Below are 20,950 nucleotides of genomic sequence, written 5' to 3' on the forward strand. Positions count from 1 at the left end.
GCGCCTGTCTGGCTTTAGTTAAGATTGGCAACTATTTAATTTATTAAGGAGTTTTAGGCTTTTTGAACGAGGCACCGCTGGGTCTTCTTTTTGGCATTTTAGCTGTATTAATCGTCCTGTCCGGATTTTTTTCCGGCTCAGAAACCGGAATGATGTCTCTAAATCGCTACCGTTTGCGCCACCGAGCAAAGAGCGGTCATCGCGGCGCTAAGCGCGCGTCGAAACTTCTGGAACGACCTGACAGCCTAATCAGTACTATTCTGATTGGTAATAACCTCGTTAACAATTTGGCCGCGTCCATTGCGACCATCGCCGCAATCCGTATGTATGGCGACAATGCCGTGGTACCCGCATCGATACTATTGACCTTGGTTTTTCTGATCTTTGCCGAAATCATCCCCAAAACCATTGCGGCTTACAAATCTGAGCCGGTTTCCTACGCGGTCAGTCACGTTTTACTGCCCCTGAAAACCCTGCTATTTCCGGTCATCTGGCTAGTCAGTCACGTTACCCAGTTTGTGCTTCGCCTAACTGGCATTGAAAAAAATGATGGCTCAGAACATATTGGTTTAGACGAGCTGCGCACCATCGTCGGCGAGGCAGGCCACTTAATACCCAAACACCACAAGGGGATGTTAATGAACATCCTCGACCTCGAGCAAATCACGGTGGACGACATTATGATCCCCCGCAACGAGGTCTTCGGTATCGACGTTGATGCCGACACTGACACAATCATCAGGAAATTACGCGACGCAGAATTTACCCGCATTCCGGTCTACAAAAATGACATCGACAATATCGTTGGCATTCTCCACCAGCGCGACATTATCAATAGCGTCGATGCTCAAGGGCGCGTTCAACGCGATGCCCTAATCCTAGCCATTAGGGATCCCTATTTCATCCCAGAAGGCACGCCACTAAACACTCAGTTGTTTAATTTCCAGAAACAAAAGCGGCGTATGGGTATTGTCGTCGACGAATACGGTGTCATGCAGGGCATAGTGACCCTAGAGGACTTACTGGAGGAGATTGTCGGTGAGTTCACCTCTAACCTCAGCACCGATACCGAGGACATCGTTCATCAGGCAGATGGCACCTACCTCGTTGACGGCACCACCACTATCCGCGACATCAACAAGAGTATGAAGTGGGATTTGCCGACAGACGGTCCAAAAACCTTGAACGGTCTGCTATTAGAAAAGCTTGAATCATTTCCAGAGGGTTCTGTGGGTCTCACTATCGGCCGCTATTATTTTGAAATTCTAGAAATGAAGGGCAATCTAATTCAATCAGTACGCGCTTATAGCAAAGCAAAAAGCCGTCATTAACCGTTACGGCGATTAAGCTTAATCGCCGTAACGGTCACGACAGCGCTGATTAGCTAATATGATAACCTCGCGCTTCTGCGCATTATCCATGTCTGACCAATCGCCAATTTCCTTCAGGCTGCGGTAGCAGCCTGAGCAGACATCTTCATGATCTAATGCACAAACAGACACACACGGTGACGCGACCGGTTTTTCTTTGGCTGCGCTCACGACATATCCTGTGGTTTCAGCTCAGTCGCAAAGCGATGGCCGTTTTCAACGTAGTGTGAGGCGGATATCATCAGCACTGCCTGCTCGTCCTCACTTAGAGTACGGCGTATTTTAGCGGGCGACCCCAACACCATAGACCCATCAGGTATGACCATACCTTCGGTGACCAGAGCATTGGCGCCAATAAGGCAGCCCTTACCAATTTTTGCGCCATTGAGCACCACAGCATTAATGCCAATAAGACTACCCTGGCCAATGGTGCAGCCGTGCAGCATCACTTTATGACCGACCGTGACATCCTCACCAATATGCATGGGAAATCCGGAATCAGTGTGAAGCACCGAGCCATCTTGAATATTGCTGCGTGCGCCAATAACTATGTCGTCAACATCGCCGCGAATGACGACATTAAACCAAATACTGACATTCTCTTTTAACACCACCGACCCAATCACGGTGGCGTTATCAGCAACAAAATGTCCATCGCCCTCAAGCTGAACGCGACGTTCACCCAATTGATACAACATGCTTAATCTCCTTAAATACGCGCCAGCAAAAGACTTCCGCCATGCTTGCGCTCAAATAGCCGCCAGCTGATATAGCTCATAAGCAGGCTCTTCGTAGGGGTGGGCATCTTTCAAAGCCGCAATCACATCGCGAAAGCCTTCTTCAGCACACAATGTCTCCACTCTAAATTCTTCAACGACCTCTAGCTGCCCCTGCTCACCAATAAAGGGCTGACTGCCAGCTAAGGGTAAAAACTGACCCTGACCGAGTACCTGCCAGCTGCAATGACCATAACTACCCTGACCGCCTGCGCCAGCCTTAAATACCGCGGCCTTAACCTTCTCGCAATGTGTTGCCGGCACAAAGAACACCAATTTATACATCGGCCCCGCCGTCTTGCTCATGATAAAACTGTTCGGCAAATTGCGCCAAGCGGCCCTCTTCTATCGCCTGCCGAATTGCCGCCATATGGTTTTGGTAGTAGCGAAGATTATGGATTGTATTTAGCTGCGCTCCGAGTATTTCTTTACATTTATCGAGGTGATGCAAATAGGCACGCGAGAAGTTCTGACAAGTGTAGCAATCGCACCTAGCGTCCAGAGGCGAATTATTATAGCGGTGGCTGGCGTTACGAATTTTAACCACACCCGTTGAGGTAAACAAATGACCGTTGCGCGCATTTCGCGTGGGCATCACACAATCAAACATGTCTACGCCGCGCATCACCGCTTCCAATATATCCGAAGGCTTGCCAACACCCATTAGGTAACGCGGTTTGTCCTCCGGCATATATTCAGCTAATGAATCTAAGACCATCAGCATTTCATCTTTAGGCTCGCCCACCGAAAGCCCACCAATAGCGAAGCCGTCAAAATCAATATCCTTCAGACCCTGCAGGGATACTCGCCGCAACTCTGGGTACATACCACCCTGCACTATACCAAACAGCGCGGCATCGTTGCCCTCGTGCGCAGCTTTGCTTCGTGCAGCCCAGCGCAGAGACAACTCCATTGACGTTCTAGCCTCAGCCTCAGTGGCTGGGTAAGGCGTGCATTCGTCGAAAATCATCACAATGTCAGCACCCAAGTCGCGCTGAACCTGCATTGAGGTTTCCGGATCTAAATACACATCGCTACCATTTACCGGTGATTTGAAAGACACCCCCGCCTCACTAATTTTCCGCAGTTTACCGAGACTCCAAACCTGAAAGCCGCCAGAGTCCGTTAATATCGGTCCCTGCCAACCGGTAAAGTTGTGCAAATCACCGTGGGCTTTAACCACCTCGGTGCCGGGCCGCAAACTTAAATGAAAGGTATTGCCGAGAATAATCTCTGCGCCAATTTCTTTAATATCCCGGGGCAGCATTCCCTTTACCGTGCCGTAGGTACCGACTGGCATAAACGCAGGGGTTTGCACTTTACCGCGCGGAAAATCCAAGGTCCCGCGACGTGCCAAGCCATCACTGGCCATCACATCAAAACGCATTCGGCACTCGCTCATAAAACGGATCCTATTTGTTTATTTATCACTAGACGGAAATACCAACATGGCATCACCGTAACTAAAAAACCGGTATTGTTCAGCGACTGCCTCAGCGTAAGCCGCAAGTACTGCATCACGACCAGCAAAGGCACTGATCATCATGATTAGCGTGGACTCTGGTAAATGAAAATTAGTTACCATCATATCGACGCTGCGGAACTGGTAGCCGGGGTATATAAAGATGCGACTATCACCCGAGAAAGCCGTTATCTCACCTGACTGGGAGGCAGTTTCTAAACTGCGAACACTGGTTGTGCCCACGGCTACAACCCGACCACCACCCGCTCTTGTAGCCCGTACCTGTTCACATACCTCGTCACTGACTTCAATATATTCGGCATGCATTTTATGATCGCGGATATCATCGGCGCGCACCGGCTGGAATGTACCCGCTCCCACGTGCAGCGTCACAAACGCAATATCAACCCCCATATCACGGCATTGCTGCATTAGCGCATCAGTAAAATGCAAACCCGCTGTCGGCGCGGCAACAGCGCCATCGCGGCTGGCATATACGGTTTGATAACGCTCGCGATCATCCAATACATCTTCTCGCTCGATGTAAGGAGGCAGCGGCATATGACCAATACGATCCAAGACCTCCAGTACTGGCGAGGCAAACGTCAATTCAAACAGGGCATCATGGCGCCGAATAACAATCGCCTTGTCTTCACCAGGTTCAGCATCAGCACTAGAGCACAAAGTTAATTCCGCGCCGACCTTGGGCGCTTTGCTCGCTCGCACATGCGCCAGCACTCTATGTTCTTCCAGCACCCGCTCGACAAGTATTTCCACTCGCCCACCCGTCGCCTTCACCGCAAATAATCGCGCAGGTATGACTCTGGTATTATTAAATACCAGCAAATCACCGGAGCGTAAGTAGGCAGGCAACTCTTTAAACTGACTGTGCTCACAACCCTGATTCTCACCTAATACCAATAAGCGACTGCCGTCGCGCTCAGGCATGGGGTGATAAGCAATTAAGCTTTCGGGGAGATCAAAATGGAAGTCGCTACGCTGCATAATCTCTGTATTCGTTCGAAAAGGCGCAAGATTAGCGGAAATCGCCACTAGACTCCACAGAAGCAGGTCATTCTATGATCAGTGTGCAGGCCTTTATTAAATAAAACGTCGTCGTCGATTGACCTCACAGAAAAGCTTGTTATAATCGCGCCCCACTCACATACCAGTGTAGTGATATTGTTAGGCGAAGCAGAATCAAGCTCTGCTGCACTCGCAGGAAAAATACCGCAAATCATTGAAATATAATAATTTTCTAAGTTTGCGGCAAGAAAACAAACTGGTATAGTAGCGAACAAGTTTTAAGCCGGTGTGGTGAAATTGGTATACACGAGGGATTCAAAATCCCTTGCCGAAAGGCGTGGCGGTTCGAGTCCGCCCACCGGTACCACTCAAAGAAAAGCCCAGCTCAATGAGCTGGGCTTTTTTATTTGCCTACCGCCCTCCCCCTACGGCAGCGCCGCCTGCTGCACTCGAGCAATAACTCGCGTTATGCCAACTTATATGACCACTGTTTATGCTAATAGGCAGCTAGTACATTGTTTATTGATCGATATTAAGAAACTGCGCCCCGAGATTGCATAATATAGTCGCTGTGTACCGAAATAATGGTCATATAGAAATCAAAGTAAGCGACTTATAAAGATCCCGCTAAAAGCGTAAAGGTAGGCCATGCGTCATAATTTGATACTTACCCCCTTAAAAACCCTATCGGAACATTTTGACAAGTTGATTAGCGGCCGCCTGTGGTTAAAGGTCATTATCGCCTTGGCACTGGGTGTACTGGCGGGCATTGCACTGGGCCCTGACCTCGGCTTATTTAGCAGCGGAACCGTGAGGGCAATTACTGCGTGGCTAGCGCTGCCAGGGCAAGTTTTCCTATCTATTATCCAGATGATTGTGGTGCCGCTGGTAATCGCCTCAATTGTCGGTGGCTTAGCGGCCAATAACGACGCCGCGGCAATGAAAAAGAACGGCTTGTTGGCGCTAGCATTCATTACACTGTCGACCGCCCTAGCCGCTACAATTGGCATTGTCTTAGCCCTTAATATTAACCCTGGAAGCTATATTGAGGCGACAGCGCTCAGCAACGATCAGATTGCACCACTTACTAGCACAGTGGCTAAAGGCTTCCCCGCGGTAGCGGAACTGCCGGATAAGGTGTCTGCACTTATTCCCAAAAACCCCCTGGCATCAATGGCATCGGGCGAGATGATGCAGGTAATCCTATTTTCCGCAGTATTGGGGGCAGCTTTGCTATCGATCCCTGCCAAGCAATCACGCCCCTTATTTGATTTGTTAACGGCCTTACAAGAGGTGAGCCTTCGCATTGTCTCCTGGGCGATGTTACTCGCACCCTTGGCGGTATTTGGCTTGATTACCAAGCTGGTGGCGAATTTAGGCATAGAAGTCTTGGCGGGGATGGCTATATATGTCGCAACCGTACTATTAGGTTTGCTGTGTATCGCGGCCTTCTACTTCCTAGTAGCGCGGTTTACTTTGCCACAGAAAAGCGGTGAGTTTTTTCGGCATATACGTGAATTATTATTACTTGCCTTCTCCACCAGTAGCTCAGCAGCAGTGATGCCAATCACATTGGAAGTAGTGGAGAATAAATTATTGATTAAACCCGAAGTGGCGCGATTTCTTGTGCCACTGGGGGCAACCATTAATATGACAGGCACCGCTTTATACCAAGGTGTAGCGACCGTATTTTTAGCACAGGTGTTTAACGTCGATTTAGGATTGGGCAGCTATTTATTTGTGGTAACAATGGCGGTCGCTGCGTCTATCGGCTCCCCAGCCACACCGGGCGCTGGGATTATCATTCTAAGCATGGTTTTGGAAGGCGTTGGTATCCCTGCCGCTGGCGTTGCTTTAATTCTTGGGGTAGACCGCATTTTAGACATGTGCCGCACCGCAGTGAATATTCTTGGCGATGTGGTTACCTGTGCAGTGGTGCAACGCTTCTCCACTCAGGAGGCAAACACATTAATAAGCCCAGATAATGCGAAGTCACAAACTAAGGCGTAACACTGAACTATATCGGCACAGAGCTTAGCTTGCCGCAAGGACGATGCTCCAGCTTATTGCGCCATCAAGTCTGCGGGCAACTCAATACGGAACTCGGCGCCCTGACCAGGCTGGCTGGTGACAAAAATCTTTCCACGCAAGGCCTGCGTCACTAGGTTAAAAACGACATGCAGTCCCAAGCCGCTGCCGCCGCTACCGCGTCTAGTCGTGTAAAAGGGCTCAAATATTTTGCCGATATCCGCAGCCTTAATACCACAGCCATCATCAGAATAGACAAGTACAATCCGGTCATCGTTGGCGCTCAGGTCAATTCGCATATGACCAAGTTGTCCTGCATCAAAGGCATGCACTACGGAATTACTGACAAGATTAGTTATGATTTGTGCGAAAGCACCCGGATAACTGTCGATAAACAAAACTTCGTCACCACTCAACTCAATGGTGTGCCTAGTATTTTTTAGCAGCGGCTGCAATGACACTATCACGTCATGAAAATAGCTGCGCACCTCGAAGCGCCGGCGCTCACCACTTGACTCGTCAACGGCCACTTGCTTAAAACTACGGATCAGATTAGCCGCACGATCGAGGTTATTGAGAATAAGTGAGGTACTTCGGCGCGCAATATCGATAAAGCGCTTGAGCTCGACTTCCGTCAATTCGCCGGCCTGGTAATCTGTGTCTAGCTTATTGGTCGCACTATCAAGCGTTGAAGCGGCAGTGACACCAATACCCACTGGAGTGTTGATCTCGTGGGAAATACCAGCAACCATGCCCCCCAGCGCTGCCATCTTTTCAGATCTAACTAACTCGGCCTGAGCGTGCTGTAGCTGTTCTAATGCCTCTTCGAGCTCCAGATTAGCGAGGGTCTTCTCACGAACGGTTAGCTCAGCCTGCTCGCGCTCTTCAATCTGCCGCGACAGTTCCCGATTAGTTGATTCAACTTTGCGCTTCTCAATTTCAAAATCATCAAGAATATTTAGCACAGCTCGCTGGGTCGATTCGAGCTGATTTTTTTCGTCGGCGAAATCGTCGAGAATGTTGATAACCGCCTTCTGGGTATCAGCGTACATCCCCTTCTCAAGTCCAACATCATCAAGAATATTTAGTATTGCCTGCTGAGTGGTTTCAAGTAAGTTTTTCTCGTCACTAAAATCCTCAAGGATATTGAGAATCGCCTGATTATAGTTCAGCTGCTCAGTATCGCCCCCTTCGAGGCCCTTAGCAGAAGATGTCATAATCCGTCTACTGCCTCTGGCGGCAGTTGCCGTTTCAGTTCGGCGATCTCAGCCTTGAGTTCGATCATTTTAAGCTCTCGGCCCACTGTTAGTTTTTGGAAGCGCTCCAACTCCGCGAGTCGTTCCATCTCCTTAACTCGCCGCTCGGCGAGCTCAGCTTCAGCTTGCTTCTGAGCGGTCACATCGCGCGCAGCGGCAAAAACCCCCAAAACCTTGCCGGAGGTGCCTCGGTATACGCTGGCGTTATAAAGTACGTCGGTCAGCTTGCCATCGATATGACGAACCGTGAGCGGATAGTCAGTCACCGAACCCTTATTAAACGCCTCCTGATAGCCGGCGCGGGCATTATCGGGCTCGGTAAAATAATTCGAGAAATCAGTGCCGATGAGCTCTTCGCGGGCCACCCCAGTAACTTTGATTGAACCCTCGTTAACGTCAGTGATTTTACCTTCCGGACTAATAGTAACCAATGGATCCAGCGAGGCCTCGATCAAGGAGCGAGCGTACTGGCTGGCTTGCTTCTGCGCTGTCACATCGCGAGCTGCCGCAAACACCCCCAGCACATTGCCATCCGCGTCACGGTAAACACTGGCATTGTAAAGAACGTCGGAAAGCTTGCCGTCAACATGACGAACCGTAAGCGGATAGTCCGTTACCGTTCCCTTGTTAAAAGCCTCCTGATATCCTGCCCGCGCCTTATCAGGCTCGGTAAAGTAGTTTGAAAAGTCAGTGCCGATAAGCTCTTCACGAGCCACCCCAGTAACTTTAATTGAGCCGTCGTTGACGTCGGTGATCTTACCCTCGGGGCTGATCGTCACCAGCGGATCTAGGGAGGCCTCAATTAACGATCGCGCGTACTGACTTACCTGTTTCTGCGCCGTTACATCGCGCGCCGCCGCAAACACGCCCAAGACATTACCATCAGCATCTCGATATACACTGGCGTTGTACAACACATCGGTGAGCTTGCCGTCGACATGACGAACGGTAAGCGGATAGTCCGTTACTGTTCCTTTATTGAAGGCCTCCTGATAGCCTGCGCGGGCCTTATCTGGCTCGGTGAAATAGTTTGAGAAATCAGTACCAATGAGTTTTTCCCGGGCAACCCCTGTGACATTAATTGAGCCTTCATTAACGTCAGTGATTTTACCTTCTGGACTGATGGTAACTAATGGATCCAGCGACGCCTCAATTAAAGATCTTGCGTACTGGCTGGCCTGCTTCTGCGCTGTAACATCGCGGGCCGCGGCAAACACCCCCAACACATTGCCATCGGCATCGCGATAAACACTGGCGTTATATAAAACGTCGGTAAGTTTACCGTCGACATGACGAACCGTAAGCGGGTAATCAGTCACCAAGCCCTTATCGAAGGCTAATTGATAACCTGCCCGCGCCTTATCTGGTTCAGTGAAGTAATTAGAGAAATCAGTGCCAATAAGGTCTTCACGTGCTACGCCAGTAACATTGATTGAACCTTCGTTGACGTCGGTAATAATACCCTCAGGACTAATCGTTACCAAGGGATCTAGCGACGCTTCGATTAGCGAACGCGCGTATTGACTCGCATCCGCCTCAGCCGTTATTTCCGAAATCTTAGCACCGAAGCGTTTGCGCTCTGAGATATCAGTGATGGCCGCGAGTACAAAATTCCCTTCGATTGTCGTTATATTATTAAGGGCAATCTCTACCGGTACTTCTTGGCCATCCTTATGCAGTCCACATAGATCCGCGCCGCCGCCACCCATCATTCGTGGCGCAGGATCCACAAAAAAACCGTCGCGCAGTGACGGGTGGCGACTGCGCATAGCCGCGGGAAGAAGTACCTCTACAGCCTTGCCAATCAACTCCTCTCGACGGTAACCGAACAATTTCTCGGTCTGCCCGTTAATCAGCATAATCTCGCCAGAAGAGCTAATCATCACCATGGCGGTCGGCGCGAATTCCACTGCGGCGCGAAATTTATCTTCGGAGTATTTACGCTCGGTCATATCACGAACTAACTTGATATAACCCGTCACCTCACCCCTGGAATCCTTGATCGGCTGGAGTACAATATCGGCCCAAAATTTGGCGTCCCCTTTGCCCACGCGCCAACCTTCAAATTGAAAACGCCCCGTTTCAGCTGCCGTCGCGAGCTCATGACTGGCTAGGTCATTCTCAATATCTTCAGGAGTGTAGAACATTGAGATATGCCTACCCATGACTTCGGCAGCACTATAACCCTTGAGATTCTCAGCGCCCTTATTCCAAGAGCAAACATTGCCATTTACATCGAGCGTAATAATCTCAGTATCGATGATGGACTCCATCATCAGTCGATAGTCTGGCTCGTTAAAAAGCTTTGCAAGCATAAAACCTTCTCCAACAAGACGTTAAAATCCGTTAAAACAACTTCTCAAACAGCCATTGCGCCACCCATTCCAAGGAGATCCGACTACAACTCACACCATTCAACTTGCACTACCTTGCGGTATTCCCTAAACAAGCCATAACCTTGTAAAAATTGAGCCACATCATTCCCCGGCTCTCACACACTGCAATTGATATGGCAGGTATCACTGTGAATGAAATCCATAAATGTGCTTAACACTCATCCTCATCAACCACACTTTTTAGAATACTTGGGGCGCTCTTAACATTCTGGTGCGCCACCGCAATATTGCGCACAAATATATCCAAAAGACTCATATCATTCATGGCAAACGGCGCTGTGGCTGACGCATATAAAACATATTCTTGCTCACCAGAGATTTTATAATAAGCAGTAAAATAGTCGCCGCCATGATGGTTGCTAGCCATCGCGAACGCCTCATTAATACGAGATTGAATTATAGCGTTAGTACTATCAGGCACTAATTCGCCAACACATTCTTTAAAGCGAGCAACGCCTGCAACGACGTGTAGACAGGACTCCGATTTTCTTATCATCATCGCCGATGCGTCTGAAAGCTGCCGGTCCTGATCGATGCAAAGCAGCGATGTCAGCTGCTCAAGCGCGTAGCTCTTAAACTGATGGACCGCCCTTAAGTCAAACATTTGAGCGGACGCAGCTAATATTTTAGTCAGGCCTAAAACGTAGGTATCACGAGATTTTAGTTCACTATAGGCAGAAAGTGATGCATGTACGGCGGTGTAAAGTTTCTTCTGCGTCAACTCGGTCTTCTCTTTATAATCATTAATACCGAACCGCGTAATGACCTCATACTGAGGAGTCGAACCGGGCTGACCAGTACGCAATAAGATGCGAACATCTTTATTACCCAACTCGTTTCTAATAAAGTTAGCGACGTCGAGCCCTGCGTGGGGCGTCTCCATGACCACGTCGAGCAATACCAAAGCAATATCGGAATGGTCGCGAATAATCTGCTTCGCTTGATCACCACTGAAGGCGCTCAGAAATTGTAAATTCTTACCTGCATAAGTGAAGCCATCGAGAGCTAGGGTGGTGACGTTGTGGACTTCGACCTCATCATCGACAATCAGCAGCTTCCAAGAACCATCAATGATCCTGTTGGGTTTGGGTTCTTTCGCAAAAACAAGCTTGTCCGACATAGTTATACTCAATTTGCACAGTTTAGTTTTGGGCTAGTCATCCTAGGTAGAAACCACAATATATATATTTACTGCAAGCTAGCCGCGCGGATTGATGGAGCGGCATCTCGCATGTATCGCTGTACTGACTATTAAGGACACATAAATACGCAAACTCTCATCAAAAGCTAGATAATCGCGTAAAATGCTCATCTTCCCAAAAGCTAGACACTCCCAAGCTAAATTAAGGGCCACCTAGAAAATAAAATACGTATCCGAGATAGTATTACAGCAGCCGTAAAATTGTATGCGCGAATATACCTACCATTTAAATGATAAGGACTCGACTTCTAATTTACTGAGAAAGCCAATAGGAGGTTTATTACACTCAAGGGCAAATCGACCGTTATAAAAACAGCCCATCATCAAAATGAAAGAATCAGAAATATTGATTAGAGCCATCGAAATATGGGACGTTCACTTACAGTAGTGCAAACTTCAGCCGCTAACTCAAGCTAGCTTTAACTATTCTACTCCCTTGATTTAATTGGATAATAAGCTTAGTACACTTAGCTTAGACTTGACAAAGCAAGGCAGTGCTTTGCTGATTATTGAGCGGTATCACTATACAACGCCACATATCGTCATGTATTTTTGTTAGGGTATATTTATCGATTTACGTGACGGAAAATATCGTGTCGAACCATCATCTACGCCATAGGTAATAACCCTTAAGCCCACATATCAGGCAGCGCTAGCGCAGATTTTTGGAGGGTCTACGCGAATGATAAATATACCCCCCTAAATTTAAAATTTACATCCTCGGAAACAGACTCTTTATCATTCACTGAATAGCAACTCGGCGACAAGCACTGCACATTTAAACCAGTTTAGAGACATATTCCCGATATAATTCCCGAGCCGCCTCAGCCAGCAACTTCACCCCTGGGTGCTTTACCTTGCGCTCAGGAGAAATCGCATAAAGCCGCTCCTTGATCGCTTCAGTCCGGCCAATGACAGCCACCCCGTATTGGCTCGTGACATGGGGCTCAATAATCGACGCCGTGCTAAAGATGCCATGACCGGATTGACCAAAATATTTCATCAAGGCGCTATCATCAAATTCCGCCACGATATTTGGGGCAATAAGTTCGGTATCAAACCAGGATTGCAAATTCAGCTTCTGATTCGACTTATCACCGCACATTAAAAACCGCTGATGATTCAAAGACTGTGGGAAACCCTCTTTCAGCGCGGCTGCACTATTTGTTTTAGCATAAAAACTCAAACCACTCTCACCGAGTAGATGACTATAGGCTTTGACTGGGATACCAGGATTTAAGGGCCGATCAGCGAGAATTAAATCAAGTCGGTTAAGTGCCATTTCAGCTAATAGTGCATCGAAATCGCCTTCGCGACACACCAGTTTTATCGCGCCCTCTAACTGGAAGCCGGTTTCTAAAATACTGGATGCTAGAATTTTCGGTATGGCATCAGTCACGCCGACGGTAAATACGAACTGCTGAATCAAATCTTGGGCATTAAGCGATTGCTGAAGCTCGTCTCCCAAGGAAAATATGTCTTCCGCATAACTATAAGCCAGCCGGCCCGCCTCACTCAAAACTAGACGTTTACCAATGCGGTCGAATAGAGCAACGCCGAGAGACTGCTCAAACACTGTTAACTGCCCACTAATGGTCTGAGGCGACACGTGCAAAATCTCAGCCGCTTTGACTATACTTCCCTCACGGGCAATCGTAAAAAAGTAATGAAGATGCTTATAATTAAATTGCCTAGCCACGATATATTCTCCATGCTCTGCCTTTATTGCGGCCACGCCCACTGACAATCAGTCGCGGCAGACCACACACACAGCTTAACACGTATTTTTCGATGATAAGATTAGCTTTAATCGACTTTTACTGATTTAAGTTTTTCAGTATAACTACTTTAATTAAAAACCAAAGCCGTATTTTTAAATACTTATAAACTGGCAAATTGAGAACAAGCTATGCAGAAAATTTTCCGACAAATGATTCAACACGGTGCCGCCGGCGGCATCCTTCTGTTCTTCGCCGCAGTCGTTGCTATTTTCATAGCAAACTCCGCCCTGGCCGGCGCTTATGAAGAGATACTTTCATTAACCGTCAGCGTTATAGTCGGTAACTTTGCTATTGAAAAACCGCTATTGCTATGGATAAACGATGGCTTAATGGCGCTATTCTTTTTCCTTATTGGCCTTGAGGTCAAACGAGAATTAATCGATGGCCACCTTTCGTCACCCAGCCAAGTAATATTACCTGCCATCGGTGCAGTCGCTGGCGTCGCGACACCGGCCATTATCTATACCATATTGAATGGCACTGACCCCATAGCCGCAAGAGGCTGGGCAATACCCGGTGCGACAGACATCGCCTTTGCTCTCGGCGTGTTAAGCTTATTTGGCAGTCGAGTACCAATCAGCTTGAAGCTTTTCCTATTGTCTGTGGCAATCTTTGATGACATTGCCGCCATCGTTATTATCGCCTTGTTCTACTCAGCTGAACCATCCGTATTGGCTTTATCTGTAGCGGGTTTTGGTCTAGTCGCATTATTTGCGATGAATCGCATGGGCGTTCGCTACCAAAGTGTCTACATCTTAATCGGTCTTGTGGTTTGGGTCGCCGTACTAAAATCGGGCGTACATGCCACTCTGGCGGGCTTCGCAGTAGCACTTTTAATCCCTCTAAAAACTAAGAACAGCCACGAAGAATCGATGTTGGAATCAATGGAACATGGACTTCAACCTTGGGTCGCCTTTTTCATCCTACCGGTGTTCGCCTTCAGTAATGCAGGGGTCAATCTGACTGGGATAAGCCTTGGCGATATGCTAAATCCGGTGACAGTGGGCATCGCCTTAGGTCTATTTTTCGGCAATCAATTTGGCATTTTTAGCGCTTGCTGGATTGCCGTTAAACTCGGATTAGCTAAATTACCCGAAGGCGCGAGCTGGCCGCAACTCTACGGTGTCGGCTGCCTATGTGGCATTGGCTTCACCATGAGTCTATTTATTGGCTCCCTAGCATTCGAAAATCTAGATCCATCCTATATTAGCAGCGTCAAAATAGGCGTGCTAGCAGGCTCATTATTTTCGGCTCTACTGGGTTCTCTCATCATTTACCGCTCTTTGAATCCGTCTGTTAAGGATGCCGCATACGAGCTGCCGGCAGGAAAATGAGTGTATTAATTTAACTGCTCTCAGAAATTACATCGTCGATCAATTCGGTCATTAAGAGATTAATGGCCGGGTAAGTGACAGGCCGCTTATTGCGATGCATGGGCTTATCAGCAAGAAAATATCATAGTTGAATTTGGAGAAGCTCTTATGAAACTAAGTATTAACTTTCGAAACATGCCCGGTAGCGGCAATATTATTAACTATATCGATCATCGCCTTTCATTCGCATTCGCCGGTACCCGTGAGGAAATCGAACGAACAACAATAACCGTCTCCGACGTTAATGGCCCTAATGGGGTTGCCGGCAAACAATGCAAAGTAGTCATCAAGCCATCAGGGCTAAGAGAGATTGTGATCGCTGAGACCCGCGAGAATATACGTCAAGCTATTGATCTTTGTCTTGCCAGAGCAAGCCGGAGCCTAAATAGAAAATTAAAACGTAGACACATACTCATGAAAAAAGCGCCGGACCCTCAACGTATGCGTCTAGAAGTATCCCCAGAGAGTTGAAAAAGATTTAATTTGAAAGACACTACGATATTATGGCGCGCTCAAGTAATGACACACTTTTAAAAAGATCGGAAAAGGATGGCGCAACGGTATACATAGCCTCACTGACCATAAAGCCAATCAACAACGCCAAGCCCAAGTTAAATAAGATCTAGCGTAATACCCAACGCAACTCCGACATGCCCAGCGACACCACACATAAGGGAATATAGGCCACTTCTGGCTTCGTGATACGCGCTTTGATAGCGCTATACCGCCCTCTCCTCTATACCGATGGTAAGCAAGGTAAATAAAACTAGGGATTACTATCGTCATTTGGGACATTACATATCGGTAAGTGCCAAGCTCGTATAAATATCGAGCAGTTACACATATATATGTACATGTAACACAGCAGCGAATACTATGGCGCAGCCTCAACAATCGCTTTACTAAAGTTATTTGCGCCTTCGCCACAATGACATTGAAAATCGAGAATAAGGTATGCCCCTCTCGTTAGGCCATTTCGAAAACGACTTACTGTCAATTTAACTTCAGACACTAATAAGGTCTTACTATGACAAGTAAGCTCAATATTAAGTCATTAGCTAACGCTATGCCCATATAGCAACTCTATCTTAATCACCAAAAGGGAATACCTTTACATAAAAATGGATAATTTGTGACAGCATGCAAAGTGATACTTGCCGCCAGCAATGGCAAAATGCACGACAAAGGACAGTCTCAAAATGAGCTTTGACGTCGAGGAACTATTAAGGATTAGGAATGCCAACTCGGGTTTTTTCGGCAGGTGGACGCGTCTTGCAATAGCCAATGGTTTACACGAGCTAAAACCAAGTATTGATGCATTGCTCCCCCTCCAAAAAGAAGAGTACAGCACCGCTATAAGGGCGCTCATTAGTAAGGCAACAACTCATCGTAAAGCGACATCTCGCTTTGGGGTCTCAAATTATCGAAACGCAAAATGGGCCACAGCTAGTGCATGTGAGTGCTGGCTGCAAAATTTGGCACTAGGAACAGAACAGAGCAAGGCAGACGCTGGGGAAATTATTAGGGAAATGATGCTAGCCACTCATTGATGATATCAATTGCCAATACGGCCACAAACTACAACAGCATGGCTTTAAGCTAATGGTTAGTGGCAAATAAGACATACACGTCACTTCTCCGGAAGTCAGTATTCCCCCCAGTTTACTCACTAAAACTCCCAGCTAATATTTCCCATTTAGCCGCCGAGCGGCATCTAGAACACCAGCGAAATTGTATCGTTAAGGGCCGTCACGTAGGCCGCTCCGCCCCTAACTATTACATTTAATCGCAATCTACGTTACAACGATGTAACATTGTACCTTAGAAATCATGACCACACTGCTCGGAGTCCTGCCATGCATCAACTCAGTTACACAATGCTCGCTGCCATATTAGTCAGTATGCTCTCCGCCTGCGGTGGAAGTTCATCATCAAGTGGCAACAGCGTGACTCCCCCGCCAGTCACTAAACCACAATGCAGTGATGGCATTGATAATGATAACGACGGCCTTATTGACGATCAGGACATCGGTTGCAGCACCGACCAAGACAATGACGAGACCGACCCACCCGTAGATCCAGTAGACCCTCGCCTCACCCGCTATCAAATGAGTAATGCATGCTGGGTAATTAAGGCCAGTAACGATAAGTATCTCGCCGCCGATGGTGACGGCTACAAGGCCTCGGCCAGCGAAATTGCGGCAGCTGAAGCGTTTTATATGAAGCCCACAGCGCTTGGCAGTTATATGCTGTACAACAGCAGTCGTCAGCTCCTCGCGGCCACTAATACAGGGTCTACAAGCAATATTGCCAGTGCCGCCGCCAATGACGATGCCGACTGGCGGGTGCTCGCCCTTGGCGATACCACCACCTACCCCGAAAACCCCGTTTACGACACCGAGCCCACACCGGAAGCCGTGGCGACCTTATACACCTTTGTTGATCCGGCGATAAAAGCCGACAGCTTCACACTTACCGTGGCTAGCCAAGGTCGCAACCTCGCGATCGATGACAGCGGTAATCTGCAAACCCTGCCACCAGCCAGCGCCCCAACTGACGAAGCCTTTAGCTTTGAACGCGCCACCGGCTGCGCGAACTTCCCAGAGGCCCAGAGCAATTTTAGCGGCCAGCCCTTTAAGGGCACTCGGCCCGACGGCACCGTGCTTGGCCATGCTGACGCCCACGTGCATATCAGTGCCACTGAATTCCTGGGCGGCGCCCACTGGGGCAAGCCCTTCCATAAATTCGGTGTTGAACAAGCCCTTGGCAATTGCGCCGTAGAGCACGGCGATGATGGGCGCCTAGACGTGGTCGGCGGCTTGTTTGCGATGAATCCGAATGGTCACGCCACTGACGGCTGGCCAACCTTCAGCGAATGGCCCAAGCGCGACAATCTTATTCACGAAGCGATTTACTGGAAGTGGCTGGAGCGCGCCTGGGCCGGTGGTCTTCGAGTGGTCGTCAATGACCTCGTCGACAACGAAACCCTCTGCGAGCTGCAGCGCAACGTGGCTGGCGATCCTACCCGCGACTGTAACTCCATGAACAACGCCGGCCGCCAAGCCGGTACCATGTACGCAATGGAAAATTACATCGACGCCCAATACGGTGGTCCAGGCGAAGGCTTTTTCCAAATCGTGCACTCCTCTGACGACGCCCGCGCGGTTATAGAAGACGGTAAGATTGCCGTGGTTCTCGGCATTGAAATTTCAAATTTATTTAACTGTAAAGTAAAGTACAACCCACTTCGGCAGCAACGCCCCTTTGAAGAAGATGGCGCGGGTTTCACCGAAAATAGCTACGAATGTACCGTGGAAGAAGGCAAACCCAATTCCATTGCCACCCAGATGAAGCGGGTTCATGACTGGGGGGTTCGCCAGATCATCTCTATTCACGAGTTCGACAATGCCTTCGGCGGTAACGGTATTTTTGATGGCCTGATTTTAAATGTGGGCAACAGAGAAAACAGCGGCGGCATTCCCTCGGGCGATCTAGCAGGCCTTACCGACCTCTTCGCTGGCCAACCCAATCAGGCACAGTTTGAAGCTTTGGCAGCAAACTTACCGACCACAGAGCTCCCTACTGGCGAGTTTTGGACAACCTACAATTGCCCAGAGGAAGGTGTCACCGAAGGCTTTAGTGGCTACTTATGGGGCAATAGCGGCGGCAGCACGCAAGGCTTCTTACCACAACCTGCGTGTGTAGCAATAGGTCAAGATGGGCGCTCCGGCGGTGTAACCCCGTGTTATCCCGCTGATGTTCCTCAGTGTAATGCCCGCTGGATGACGCCAGCCGGTTTGTACACCTACGGTAAGATGATGGAAATGGGCTTTATCTTCGATTGGGATCACATGGAAATGGGAATGAAAACCCAAGCCCTAGAACTCGCCGAAGCCCAGAATCCGGTCTACCCCTTTGTTTCAACCCACGGCACATTTGGTGGCACAACCATCGATCAAGCCACCCGTTTACTAGCCAATGGCGGTATTTTGTACCCCAGCAATGGCTCGAGCAAAGGCTTCCGCGAGGACATGGACGAAACTGCCGGCATCTATGTCAGTGCTATGGCAAAACGCGCTGCAGCAGGCAAGGACTCCCTGCTCTTCGGCTTTGGTTATGGTACCGACACCAATGGTCTGTCCGCACAATCTGGGCCTCGAAATAATCCAGAAAACCCAATAAACTACCCCTTCTCACTATTTAACGGCGCGCCATTCAACGCCATGAGTGAATTCAATGGAGTCCAAGCCGTGGTGTTCAATCAACCAAATAGTTTGGATGTCGACGGCAATGAAGTCCGCAGTTGGCATGAAGATGTCGACGGCAATGCCCATTACGGCATGCTTTCAGACTTTGTTGAAGAGATTGCCCTCGACGGCAGCATTGAACAAACTCGGCATTTGTTTAACTCAGCCGAAGTCTTTCTGCAAACTTGGAAACGCACAGAATTATCCAGTGCGGCGATACAAGCTAGTGGCCTAAAGCAGCCTCCGGCAACAGCGCCAGCAATACTGCGGCCAGCACCACCGCTGGGCGATTTTGCTCCCTAAGTAACACGGTTTAGACTTTCAAAAAGGCCTGCGCAAGCAGGCCTTTTTGTTTGCGCATCAAGCCACCGGTTGCGACAGAATCCACAAACCACTTGCGGTAAAACCAATCATAAGAAATAACATAGGTAACTGGCTGAGGTTTATTCTGGCAGCGTTTTTAGCACCGATATTAGTATTGGCATCAGCGAACACGACTTTGTGAGCTAAATAGACGCTAATAATATGTCCCACCACAATCAAGCCTAGCTGCACATGCCAGGTGACACTTACATCGGGAATAAAAACCCGCTGCAACCATTTTGCGGTACCAAACCAATTTTGCCCCCAGCCAAACGGATCTGAGACCAAGCTTATTATTTTAATCCCCTGGGTCTCGAGCAGCGTGTAGTAATGGGCTATATGGTATACCAAGGCAATAGGTAACAAGGGATAAGCCATTTTTAAGGCCAGCGCTTTAACACTTAACGTCGAGCGCATTAGCACTTTGCTTAAGCCAATTACCGCAAACAAAATGGCCAAATAAATAAAAGGCGAAAGCAATAGCCATGCTCCTTGCCAATAGCGATATAAATCTGACATCGCGGCGTAGGCAAGAAAAGGATTTTCATTGGTGTAATATTGTAAAAAACCATGATACATATCCAGCCAAAAAAACTGCTTCCATATGATGGTTTCATGCAAGCCATCAAAGGCCGTGGAAGACAGCATAAACAATATAAAAACTAATAAGCTGACATGCTCAGCAGACTGTTCCAACAGTCCACTAAAAGGTCTTCTTAATTGTATAATTGATGCGCCGCGAGCAGCGCCAACACGCTCTGAGGGTATGTAATTTACAGGTGACATCAAAGCGAGAAGTCTAAAAAAGACACTAAAAAAATCACAATATCTAAACCACGCCTGACTACCGAATAGCGCCACACCAATGAAACTGATCAAGGTATAACCGAGTAGCATTATCGACAGAAAATAGGGGCTGCTGCCAGCGAATAACTCTATCCATATAAAGATAAAATATAGCAACAAGGCTGGCCAGTAAGCCAAACGCGGATCATACCGCCGACGCGGACGATCAAAACCAACAATCTTATCTACCATCCGACCCAGCAGCATAAACGGATTAATTGCCGCGTACAGATTACCGAACAGCGCACTGAAATAACTAAAACCCAACATGACCACGATCCAGAAAAAAGTCATATTGAAATTGCCATAAGGGCTTTTATTGCCGAACAAGCCGGTGGCAATACAAAGCAGTAAGGTGGCCACACTCAGAAGCTGAAGCTGCTGTAAAATACGCCAGCGCCGGGCGAAAATCAGCAACTGACTGTTCGATATATCCTTCGTCCAAGGGCGAGCCTCCTTATGTGGCTGGGTATGAGGAATAACGAAGGCCGCCACCACAAAGGAGCACACCAATGCCGCCGCCGCGCCCCAAGCGTACAAATGAAACGGCAGTGGTAGGCTATAAACCACACCAAAGGAATGGGCACTAACCGGTGCAGACGATGCTAAGGCGCAGATCCAAGCCAAAGCCATGAAGTGCCTGTGGCGCATTATTGGTATCCTGCATTCATCGCTAAGGCCCCGCGCAAATTCGGCCCAAGGGGCCGTTGGCAACAACCACCAATACCCTCCAATTTATAATTGAAACTCCCATAAAACACAGCACACCTAATTTTATTTATTATACTTTCCATTTATTCCTTTTTGCGAACCTCGCCGCGCTGC

General features: G+C 48.4%; 15 protein-coding genes and 1 tRNA gene. 6 read left to right on the top strand and 10 right to left on the bottom strand.

Annotated features, from left to right (window positions below; all coding sequences use genetic code 11):
* The first annotated feature begins 62 nt into the window (after positions 1-62).
* A complete protein-coding gene (locus AB4875_RS11835) occupies positions 63-1,331 on the top strand; it encodes an HlyC/CorC family transporter (RefSeq protein WP_368376262.1) in 1,269 nt (422 codons plus the stop codon).
* An 18-nt stretch (positions 1,332-1,349) separates the two neighbouring features.
* Here AB4875_RS11835 and AB4875_RS11840 read toward each other — a convergent pair whose 3' ends face one another.
* From AB4875_RS11840 to queA, 5 genes are read right to left on the bottom strand one after another with little or no spacing between them, the layout of a single operon-like run.
* Entirely contained in the window at positions 1,350-1,541 is a 192-nt protein-coding gene (locus tag AB4875_RS11840; RefSeq protein ID WP_368376263.1) for a DUF1289 domain-containing protein, read from the bottom strand.
* Positions 1,538-2,068, bottom strand: coding sequence for a gamma carbonic anhydrase family protein (locus tag AB4875_RS11845; RefSeq protein WP_368376264.1), 531 nt, complete (start codon positions 2,066-2,068; stop codon positions 1,538-1,540). The genes AB4875_RS11840 and AB4875_RS11845 overlap by 4 nt, the downstream gene beginning before the upstream one ends.
* Before the next feature lie 51 nt (positions 2,069-2,119).
* The gene (locus AB4875_RS11850) at positions 2,120-2,431 is read right to left on the bottom strand and encodes a YqfO family protein (RefSeq protein ID WP_368376265.1); all 312 of its coding nucleotides are present in this window, start codon (positions 2,429-2,431) and stop codon (positions 2,120-2,122) included.
* Positions 2,424-3,533, bottom strand: coding sequence for a tRNA guanosine(34) transglycosylase Tgt (gene tgt, locus AB4875_RS11855; RefSeq protein WP_438273533.1), 1,110 nt, complete (start codon positions 3,531-3,533; stop codon positions 2,424-2,426). The genes AB4875_RS11850 and tgt overlap by 8 nt, the downstream gene beginning before the upstream one ends.
* Before the next feature lie 33 nt (positions 3,534-3,566).
* Entirely contained in the window at positions 3,567-4,613 is a 1,047-nt protein-coding gene (queA, locus tag AB4875_RS11860) for a tRNA preQ1(34) S-adenosylmethionine ribosyltransferase-isomerase QueA (RefSeq protein ID WP_368376267.1), read from the bottom strand.
* 303 nt (positions 4,614-4,916) lie between these two features.
* Here queA and AB4875_RS11865 point away from each other — a divergent pair.
* Together AB4875_RS11865 and AB4875_RS11870 are read left to right on the top strand one after the other, a co-directional pair.
* Positions 4,917-5,001: transfer RNA gene (locus AB4875_RS11865), tRNA-Leu, on the top strand.
* 281 nt (positions 5,002-5,282) lie between these two features.
* Positions 5,283-6,644 (top strand): dicarboxylate/amino acid:cation symporter, encoded by a 1,362-nt coding sequence (locus AB4875_RS11870; RefSeq protein ID WP_368376268.1) that lies wholly within the window; start codon positions 5,283-5,285, stop codon positions 6,642-6,644.
* Positions 6,645-6,697: 53 nt separating this feature from the next.
* Here AB4875_RS11870 and AB4875_RS11875 read toward each other — a convergent pair whose 3' ends face one another.
* The 4 genes from AB4875_RS11875 to nhaR all read right to left on the bottom strand — a co-directional run bounded on the left by AB4875_RS11875 (position 6,698) and on the right by nhaR (position 13,214).
* Positions 6,698-7,879, bottom strand: coding sequence for a sensor histidine kinase (locus tag AB4875_RS11875; protein WP_368376269.1), 1,182 nt, complete (start codon positions 7,877-7,879; stop codon positions 6,698-6,700).
* On the bottom strand, positions 7,876-10,233 hold the full coding sequence (locus AB4875_RS11880; protein ID WP_368376270.1) for a PAS domain S-box protein: 2,358 nt from the start codon (positions 10,231-10,233) through the stop codon (positions 7,876-7,878). Before AB4875_RS11880 ends, AB4875_RS11875 begins: the two co-directional genes overlap by 4 nt.
* Before the next feature lie 232 nt (positions 10,234-10,465).
* Positions 10,466-11,434 carry a DUF3369 domain-containing protein gene (locus AB4875_RS11885; protein ID WP_368376271.1) on the bottom strand — a complete coding sequence of 323 codons (969 nt, stop codon included), beginning with the start codon at positions 11,432-11,434 and terminating at the stop codon, positions 10,466-10,468.
* Between the two features lie 859 nt (positions 11,435-12,293).
* Entirely contained in the window at positions 12,294-13,214 is a 921-nt protein-coding gene (gene nhaR, locus AB4875_RS11890; RefSeq protein ID WP_368376272.1) for a transcriptional activator NhaR, read from the bottom strand.
* A 210-nt stretch (positions 13,215-13,424) separates the two neighbouring features.
* Here nhaR and nhaA point away from each other — a divergent pair, with 210 nt between their 5' ends.
* The 3 genes from nhaA to AB4875_RS11905 all read left to right on the top strand — a co-directional run bounded on the left by nhaA (position 13,425) and on the right by AB4875_RS11905 (position 19,219).
* Positions 13,425-14,630 carry a Na+/H+ antiporter NhaA gene (gene nhaA, locus AB4875_RS11895; RefSeq protein WP_368376273.1) on the top strand — a complete coding sequence of 402 codons (1,206 nt, stop codon included), beginning with the start codon at positions 13,425-13,427 and terminating at the stop codon, positions 14,628-14,630.
* A 147-nt stretch (positions 14,631-14,777) separates the two neighbouring features.
* Complete coding sequence (locus AB4875_RS11900) at positions 14,778-15,140, top strand: HPF/RaiA family ribosome-associated protein (RefSeq protein ID WP_368376274.1); 363 nt, start codon at positions 14,778-14,780, stop codon at positions 15,138-15,140.
* A gap of 1,385 nt (positions 15,141-16,525) precedes the next feature.
* Positions 16,526-19,219: a hypothetical protein gene (locus tag AB4875_RS11905; protein ID WP_368376275.1), complete on the top strand. Its 2,694-nt coding sequence runs from the start codon at positions 16,526-16,528 to the stop codon at positions 19,217-19,219.
* Between the two features lie 57 nt (positions 19,220-19,276).
* On the opposite strand, the gene AB4875_RS11910 is transcribed toward AB4875_RS11905, so the two are convergent.
* Positions 19,277-20,776 carry a hypothetical protein gene (locus AB4875_RS11910; protein ID WP_368376276.1) on the bottom strand — a complete coding sequence of 500 codons (1,500 nt, stop codon included), beginning with the start codon at positions 20,774-20,776 and terminating at the stop codon, positions 19,277-19,279.
* Positions 20,777-20,950: the final 174 nt, after the last annotated feature.

The organism is Zhongshania sp. R06B22, assembly GCF_040892595.1.
Classification (GTDB): Bacteria; Pseudomonadota; Gammaproteobacteria; order Pseudomonadales; family Spongiibacteraceae; genus Spongiibacter; species Spongiibacter arctica.

Excerpts from the sequence above, each read along its gene's own strand:
- tgt (WP_438273533.1), bottom strand. The coding sequence starts at position 3,533 with ATGCGTTTTGATGTGATGGCCAGTGATGGCTTGGCACGTCGCGGGACC.
- AB4875_RS11870 (WP_368376268.1), top strand. The coding sequence starts at position 5,283 with ATGCGTCATAATTTGATACTTACCCCCTTAAAAACCCTATCGGAACAT.
- queA (WP_368376267.1), bottom strand. The coding sequence starts at position 4,613 with ATGCAGCGTAGCGACTTCCATTTTGATCTCCCCGAAAGCTTAATTGCT.
- AB4875_RS11875 (WP_368376269.1), bottom strand. The coding sequence starts at position 7,879 with ATGACATCTTCTGCTAAGGGCCTCGAAGGGGGCGATACTGAGCAGCTG.
- AB4875_RS11900 (WP_368376274.1), top strand. The coding sequence starts at position 14,778 with ATGAAACTAAGTATTAACTTTCGAAACATGCCCGGTAGCGGCAATATT.
- AB4875_RS11880 (WP_368376270.1), bottom strand. The coding sequence starts at position 10,233 with ATGCTTGCAAAGCTTTTTAACGAGCCAGACTATCGACTGATGATGGAG.
- AB4875_RS11845 (WP_368376264.1), bottom strand. The coding sequence starts at position 2,068 with ATGTTGTATCAATTGGGTGAACGTCGCGTTCAGCTTGAGGGCGATGGA.
- nhaA (WP_368376273.1), top strand. The coding sequence starts at position 13,425 with ATGCAGAAAATTTTCCGACAAATGATTCAACACGGTGCCGCCGGCGGC.
- AB4875_RS11905 (WP_368376275.1), top strand. The coding sequence starts at position 16,526 with ATGCATCAACTCAGTTACACAATGCTCGCTGCCATATTAGTCAGTATG.
- AB4875_RS11850 (WP_368376265.1), bottom strand. The coding sequence starts at position 2,431 with ATGTATAAATTGGTGTTCTTTGTGCCGGCAACACATTGCGAGAAGGTT.
- AB4875_RS11910 (WP_368376276.1), bottom strand. The coding sequence starts at position 20,776 with ATGCGCCACAGGCACTTCATGGCTTTGGCTTGGATCTGCGCCTTAGCA.
- AB4875_RS11885 (WP_368376271.1), bottom strand. The coding sequence starts at position 11,434 with ATGTCGGACAAGCTTGTTTTTGCGAAAGAACCCAAACCCAACAGGATC.